This is a genomic window from Nonomuraea sp. B19D2, from assembly GCF_040137845.1.
GTDB lineage: Bacteria > Actinomycetota > Actinomycetes > Streptosporangiales > Streptosporangiaceae > Nonomuraea.
In genome coordinates, this window is the sequence record NZ_JBEFAK010000045.1 from 80201 (window position 1) to 86668 (window position 6468).

The following is a 6468-nucleotide window of genomic DNA, read 5'->3' on the forward strand; positions in this document are numbered from 1 at the left end:
CGCCGTTGAGTTGAGTAGGGGGTTACTCAAGCCATATCAGCCCAGCCGCGATGACGATGAGGGGAGTCCCCTCACTTACCTGGGATGCGGAGGGCCCATGAACGTACTGAGCCGTAGATCGAAGTTATCCAGGATGTTAGCCACGCTGGTCGCCATCATGGTCGTTTCGGCTGGAACCGTGGTTTCGACCGCTACCCAGGCACAGGCTGGCATCACGTCGCGCACTGACGGCCTAGAGGGCATCCCTCAGACCAGATGGGAAGGTGGCGGCGACGGCGATGGGATCGCCGGCTACGACATCAACCAGCCCGTAGCGCGTTCGGGGGTGAATAATGGCTGGCTCTACGTCGGCAATGGCTGGGCTGCCAACCGTATTCCAATAACCCTCAACGGCGGCTTCGTCGATCGCTACAACTGTGCGGTGGGAGTATGGGTCAACGTCCTGTATTCCGGCGCGTTCGTCGGCCTACAGGTGTGGAATCCGAACGGCTGGCACATCATCGCCGAAACCTACCCCTGGATAACCGGGGGAGGCTACAAGCAGATATCTATGTCCGGGTTGAACCTGCAAGGTTACTCGGGCACCATCTATCTACAGGTGATCTTCGGTAACAGCAACGGCACCAAGACATGGGTGCGCTTCGATGACATGTCCATTGCCTGTACGAATCCGTACTGAACTGCATCGACTTCTTATCTGATGCGGCGAGGGCGACCAGGTGCGATCAGCACGAGCCGGTGACCTGTCAGCGACGGGTCACCGGCTCTTGGTTTTGTCGTCATGTCATTGACCTGCAAAAACTCTGAGATCGACGCCGACAAGATCGAAATGTGGATTGATCAATGACTCTCGGACAGCCCTCATCGCGCGTCAGCGTGCAGCAGAGCCTCGCGGATCATGCTTAATCAGCGTTCCGATGTCACCGGAGACAAGAACACCCCCGAACAGCGGAAAGCCCTCGAACCATGATCAGTCCGAGGGCACATGTCTCTCCGTCGCGCGGAAGTGTTACACAGCCGCCTGCCCGAAGCAAGCCGGAAGCGGCACCGCTACCGCATCGCGCCCTCACCCGACGCTTCTGGTGCGGCTCCTCTTGCAGGTCTTGTAGCTGTTTCCAGGCAGGTCGAACGTGAAAGCCAGATCGGCGTGGTACGAGTACCCGTAGTATTTGTGGGTCCGGATGTTGATGCTGCGTCCCCCGGACCCCTTGCGGGTCTTAAGTATCCACTCCTTCACGGTCCAATCTGCCCCCCAAGGCTTGTGCTCGCGGATCCTGATGCGGACGGTGTTGTCGGTGCCCAGGTTGGGCCCGGAGCTGTACCAGTTGAGCCGGTTGAACACCTTGCGGCCGTCGGCGGAGTAGTAGTACGCCCGCAGGCTCGCCCGGTACTTGCCGTAGAAGCATTCGGTCTCCACGTAGGCGGCGGCTGCCTGCGCGGGCGCGGCATACCCCCCAGATAGGACGAACGTGGTAGCGGCGATCCCCGCGCCGATCTTCTGCATGCCCTTCATGGTCGTTGACGCTAGGCGGGCCAGAATTGTTTGGCACCCCTGATCAGGCAGGCAAACAATGCGTTTCTGGGAGAACGGCCTCTCCCCATCTCACCAGCCCCAGCGACAGCGGCGAGCACTGAACCTTTTTCAGGCTCCTTGGCCGGTGCCCTGGTCACAGCGTGATCGCAATGCCGGTATTCGGCCGGTGACATGAAGAAGCTCCTGGTAGACGGGTTGATCACCACAACCCACACCGTCGCAACCAGGAGCTTCCGGTGCTGTTCTACCGTGCCGCCGTCGATTTGTCGCATCAGACCCTGAACTACGTCGCTGGGGTGATCCGGCGGCGCCGTAAGTCCATGAGGTCGGTCTGGCGGCTGCTCAACCCCGGTCAGCAGGCGCTGCTGGTGCTGGTCTACCTGCGCAAGGGTGAGACGTTCGCCGAGCTCGGGGCCGGGTTCGGGGTGTCGACGGCAACCGCGTGGCGGTATGTGGAGGAGACGGTGGCGCTGCTGTCGGCCCGCTCGCCCAAGCTTACGGCGGCGTTGCGTAAGGCCAAGCGGGACGGGCTGCACTACCTGGTCCTGGACGGCACGCTGATTCACATCGACCGGATCGCGGCCGACCGGCCCTACTTCTCCGGCAAGCATCGCGTGCACGGGATGAACGTGCAGGTCATCGCGTCCTCGGACGGGACCATTCTGTGGACCTCCGGAGCGCTGCCGGGCAAGGCCCACGATCTGAGCGCCGCCCGGATCTGGGGCATCCTGCGCGCGCTGGAGCAGGCCGGGATCATCACCCTGGCCGACAAGGCGTATCAAGGAGCCGAAGGCCCGGTCCGCACCCCGTACAAGGGCAAGAACAAACCAGAGTCCCAGAAGCAGGCCAACCGCTCCCACGCCAAGCTCCGCGGCCCCGGCGAACGAGCCAACGCCCAGCTGAAGAGCTGGAAGATCCTCCGCAAGCTACGCTGCAGCCCGTCCAAAGCCGGCCACCTCTGCAAGGCCATCGCCGTCCTTCAGAATCACCGCGTTGCTCAGGCGGCTTGAGGATGAGAAAGGGTCACTGATCAAAACCTGTGGACCTACCGGGAGGCGGTGTACTTCCCGGATCAAAGGAAGCCTCCAAGCTCAAGGTCAGCCGCGGCAGTCCCCTCCTCGAAGTCACGCGCATCACCTACGACGACACCGGTCAGCCCCTCCATTTGCTGCGTCGCACCGTCAACCCGCAGCGGGTCCACATCGCCGACCAGCGGCTGCCGATCACGTCGCCCTGAGTGCGTGTTTGGGAAGATCATTGATGTTCGGCGTGGCGGCGTGCCGAACGGCGCTGAGGTCGTCAGGGTGACCGGATGCCCCCGATCGCTACCCCTCAGACCTCACTGACTCGCAGTGGGAGCTGATCGAGCCCTTGCTGCCCGAGCCGAACACCGGAGGCCGCCCAGAGAAGCACTCCCGTCGAGAGATCGTCAACGCCATCTTGTACGTGGTGCGCTCGGGCTGCCCATGGCGATACCTGCCCAGCGACCTGCCGCCCTGGCAGACCGTGTACTGGTACTTCCAGCAGTGGCAACAGGTCGGTGTCACCGAAGCCCTGCTGGTCGAGCTGCGAGTCAAGGCACGCCGTCAGGCGGGCCGGGAGGACGAGCCGTCAGCGGGCGTCATCGACTCCCAGAGCGTCAAGGGCGCCGACACCGTCGGCCGCGACAGCCGCCGGTCCGGGTCGCGTAGATGCGCCAGCAGCAGGCTCGCCTGCGGCCGCCGCTGCGGCGGGATCGAGCGTCCGCTATGCGGCCTTTCAATACCTACGCGAAGATCGAGACACCCGTGAAGGTCTTGGTGTTGTTGCACAGGGCGGTGCCCGGAAGGCAGCGCCGAGCCTTGATCACTACCGTGTCGGCGCCCTGCCGGGCGGCGACGGAGAAGCCGAAATCTCTGCTGCCCTTCTTCCGGCCCGCCTCCACGCGGCCACCGGTGCCGCCGACCCCCTTGCCCGCTTTGGAGAAGCTGACCTCGACGACCGCCGTCCGCAGATCCCGCTTGGTGTCCTTCACAGTGCCCGAGGCGGCGACGTAGCCGTCACCGCACACTTGCCACACGTATTTGACATAACCGTGCTTGGTGTTGAGCGTTCCCCCGCCGCCGTAGCAGCTCCGCGCGGCGGCTGTCGCCGGGGCGGGAGCCAGTGCGGTGAGAGCGACGGCGGCGGCGACGAGTGTCTTTAATCCGGAGAACTTTCGCATGATCGGCAGTCTAGGAAAACCGCTTGCAACCCACTGTCAGGCGCGCATCCGGCCACGAGGCCGGTGTCGGAGGACCTGCCCAACGCCAACCGCGCTACATCTGCAACTGAATCCCGGTACAAGTCCCGCCGTCTACGAGACCGACTGCGGCACGATCGCCGTTCAGGGGAAAGTCGTCACGATCCCACCGCGCTAGGCGATGCCGTTAACCTGGCCTCCGACGAGGTGATCGTGGAGATCCCCAAGGACCTCCTGCCCTACTTCCCCCAGGGGTGATCGTGCTGCTGTCCGAGACCGAGTTGAGCGACTTGCTCGCCAACTTCACCACCAGCGCGTTCCGGTTCGAGCTGCGCGAGCGGTACAACAGCGCCGTAGGCGCCGAGCCGTTCCGTAAGTGGCAGATGGGTGAGCCGGATGACTACGCGTGGCATCGGTCTTGGATGGAGAAGATCAGCCGCGATGTCGCGGCCGGGAAGACGTGGCAGCGGGTCCGCATCGTGTCCGTGCCGCCATCGGAGTACACCAGGTACGGCATTGACGTGGCCAGGCTCAGCATGCAGGCCGGCGAGGACATCCGCTATCTTCGCCGTGACGTAGCGGAGCGGCTCGGGCTGCGCCCCTACGATGCATGGCTGCTCGATGATTCGCGCCTGGTCTGGCTGCACTTCAGCGACGTTGACGACAGGTTCGCCGACGCCGAGCTCATCACCGACCCCGAAGTCGTCTCTCGCCACCGGGCGTGGCGGGAGGTGGCCCTCAAGCACGCCCAACCGCTCGAAGAGTTCGCCGCGCACCTCCCGTGAATCAGCCCCTCCTTGGCCAGCAAGCCGTTCAAGCGCTCGGCATCCGCCTGCGAGACCTACGGCGTGATGCCGGGCTGACCGGCCGTCAGCTCGCCGCCGCCTGCAGCTGGGTACCGTCAAAGGTCTCCAAGATCGAGCTTGGCAAGCAGGTCCCCACCGAGGACGACATACGCGAATGGTGCCTGGCCTGCCAATTCCCAAGCGAGATCGCAGACCTGATAACCGCCGTCCGATCGATCGACGCCCAATACACGGACTGGCGGCGCTCCCTCAAAACCGGCACCCGGCGCAGGCAACGCGCCAACATCGACGCCTACGAGAAGACCACACTCATTCGCGCCTGGGAGCCTACGGTCATCCCTGGCCTTCTCCAGACGGCCGACTACGCGCGAGGGATCCTGTCCACGGTCGTGGACTTTCACGGCATCCCTGACGACGTTGAAGAGGGCGTGCAAGCCCGCATGGAAGCTCAGCGGGCATTCGATCGCCCGCAGCGCCGCTTCCTGTTCCTGCTCGGCGAGGGAGCGCTGCATACCCTTGTCGGCGATCGCACCACGATGGGCGAACAACTACGGCGACTCCTCGAGGCCGCCCGTGCCCCGCGAATCAGCCTGGGGATCGTGCCGCTTGCGGCGCCGTACACCGTGCCCCGGAACAACGCCTTCACCATCTACGACAGCCGGATGGTGACCGTGGCCACGTACACCGCCGAACTCACCCTGCAGCAGCGCCACGAGGTTGCCATCTACGAGAAGGCGTTCGATCGGCTCCTTGCCCTGGCCGTGCACGGCGAGTCGGCCCGCGAGCTGATTGGGCGAGCACTTCGCGATCAAGAAGAAATCTGAAGCAACTTCATTGAGCTCAGCCTGGCGTGGTTCGTAGCGTCCTCGCTATGGACAGTCACGGGTCCGCATCCCCCACATCGCCCGCGAAGGGCGCCACGAGCAGGTCTGCCAGCGGCGACGTGACTCGGCGCTGGCAGACCGAACACCGCATCGTCGGATTCCGCGACGTCGAGCAGTTGGCGGACGGCTCATGGTCGGCCGTGCACAAAAGCACCGGCCAGACCGTCACCGCGCCAACGTTCGAGCAGCTGGAGAAAGTCGAGGCCCCAATGACGCGCATCCTTCACGCCTGGGGTGTGCGCTCATGAGCCGCCGAGCCACACCAGACCACGCCGGCGACAAGCCTTCCCTAGGGTCCGCCGTCGTGCCGCCGCATCTCCAACACCTGACTGGGTCGTCGCCTACTACGACATCCCAGAAAACGCGCAGGCGATGTGCGCCCTGCTGATGCGCGCACGTCCCGGCTGGACAGTGTGGCGGCTCAGGACTGAGCGCACCTTCCGATCCGTGCCCCTGTGGTTCGCCCGGCGCGACGAATGGGCTGCCAACCAGACGCCGTTGTCGGACGAAAACGCCGGAATGCTGAACCTGGCGATGTTCCTCACGGACGCGGGGGCACAGCTGTGACCTACTCGACCGTCCCGTACACGATCGCCTACGCCAACGAGATCGTGACCGACCCGATCGGATTCGTGCCGTACGCGGGCCGACTGCGGCTCTCCTACCTGCCGTCCAAGCCCGGCGACTGGATCACAGACCCGCTCGCCCCGTCGCTGGGCCGTGTGGGCAGCATCCTCCGCGCCCGCGTCCGCGACCTTCGGAACCGGCCGGACCGGCGCGGCGCAGAGCGCATGCGCAAGCTCAACACCCTCCGCCAGTGGCGATGCATGGACAAGCTGCTGTGCCAGGTATGCGGCGACCCAGCCGCCGACCCAGAAACCGGCCGCATCCCATGGGCCGATCCTGCTGGTTAACTCGTCTCAGGCTGCGAGAGCGAGTTCTGCCAGTTCGAGGCGGGCGAGGTGGCTGGTGCGGGTCCGGTCGAGCGGGTGTCCGTTCCACCAGGCATCCAGGCGGATGAGG

At 64.6% G+C, this 6468-nt stretch carries 9 protein-coding genes and 1 pseudogene; 8 read left to right on the plus strand and 2 right to left on the minus strand.

From position 1 onward, the window contains the following. Positions 1-97 precede the first annotated feature (97 nt). Positions 98-679, plus strand: a complete 582-nt coding sequence (locus tag ABN273_RS47525; protein ID WP_349456206.1) for a hypothetical protein — start codon at positions 98-100, stop codon at positions 677-679. Between the two features lie 387 nt (positions 680-1066). Here ABN273_RS47525 and ABN273_RS47530 read toward each other — a convergent pair whose 3' ends face one another. Then, positions 1067-1513: a hypothetical protein gene (locus tag ABN273_RS47530; RefSeq protein ID WP_349456207.1), complete on the minus strand. Its 447-nt coding sequence runs from the start codon at positions 1511-1513 to the stop codon at positions 1067-1069. A 257-nt stretch (positions 1514-1770) separates the two neighbouring features. Between ABN273_RS47530 and ABN273_RS47535 the strand changes: the two genes are divergently transcribed. The 3 genes and pseudogenes from ABN273_RS47535 to ABN273_RS47540 form a co-directional block, all read left to right on the plus strand. Further along, the gene (locus tag ABN273_RS47535; RefSeq protein ID WP_349456208.1) at positions 1771-2544 is read left to right on the plus strand and encodes a transposase family protein; all 774 of its coding nucleotides are present in this window, start codon (positions 1771-1773) and stop codon (positions 2542-2544) included. A gap of 29 nt (positions 2545-2573) precedes the next feature. Beyond that, positions 2574-2771: a UTRA domain-containing protein gene (locus ABN273_RS59905; RefSeq protein WP_502911244.1), complete on the plus strand. Its 198-nt coding sequence runs from the start codon at positions 2574-2576 to the stop codon at positions 2769-2771. A gap of 101 nt (positions 2772-2872) precedes the next feature. Further along, positions 2873-3325 (plus strand): annotated as a pseudogene (locus ABN273_RS47540) (IS5 family transposase); the annotation flags it as partial. Here the strand turns inward: ABN273_RS47540 and ABN273_RS47545 are convergent. Next, positions 3300-3737 carry a hypothetical protein gene (locus ABN273_RS47545; protein ID WP_349456210.1) on the minus strand — a complete coding sequence of 146 codons (438 nt, stop codon included), beginning with the start codon at positions 3735-3737 and terminating at the stop codon, positions 3300-3302. The pseudogene ABN273_RS47540 and the gene ABN273_RS47545 overlap by 26 nt on opposite strands. A gap of 278 nt (positions 3738-4015) precedes the next feature. Between ABN273_RS47545 and ABN273_RS47550 the strand changes: the two genes are divergently transcribed. The 4 genes from ABN273_RS47550 (at position 4016) to ABN273_RS47565 (ending at position 6359) form a co-directional block, all read left to right on the plus strand. Next, on the plus strand, positions 4016-4540 hold the full coding sequence (locus ABN273_RS47550) for a DUF6879 family protein (protein ID WP_349456212.1): 525 nt from the start codon (positions 4016-4018) through the stop codon (positions 4538-4540). Next, on the plus strand, positions 4537-5385 hold the full coding sequence (locus ABN273_RS47555) for a helix-turn-helix domain-containing protein (protein WP_349456213.1): 849 nt from the start codon (positions 4537-4539) through the stop codon (positions 5383-5385). The genes ABN273_RS47550 and ABN273_RS47555 overlap by 4 nt, the downstream gene beginning before the upstream one ends. Positions 5386-5432: 47 nt before the next feature. Then, a complete protein-coding gene (locus ABN273_RS47560; RefSeq protein ID WP_349456214.1) occupies positions 5433-5693 on the plus strand; it encodes a hypothetical protein in 261 nt (86 codons plus the stop codon). A 315-nt stretch (positions 5694-6008) separates the two neighbouring features. Beyond that, entirely contained in the window at positions 6009-6359 is a 351-nt protein-coding gene (locus ABN273_RS47565) for a hypothetical protein (RefSeq protein ID WP_349456215.1), read from the plus strand. Positions 6360-6468 lie beyond the last annotated feature (109 nt).

Coding starts and splice junctions, on each gene's coding strand:
- ABN273_RS47545 (WP_349456210.1), bottom strand. CDS start 3,737: ATGCGAAAGTTCTCCGGATTAAAGACACTCGTCGCCGCCGCCGTCGCT.
- ABN273_RS47530 (WP_349456207.1), bottom strand. CDS start 1,513: ATGAAGGGCATGCAGAAGATCGGCGCGGGGATCGCCGCTACCACGTTC.
- ABN273_RS47560 (WP_349456214.1), top strand. CDS start 5,433: ATGGACAGTCACGGGTCCGCATCCCCCACATCGCCCGCGAAGGGCGCC.
- ABN273_RS47525 (WP_349456206.1), top strand. CDS start 98: ATGAACGTACTGAGCCGTAGATCGAAGTTATCCAGGATGTTAGCCACG.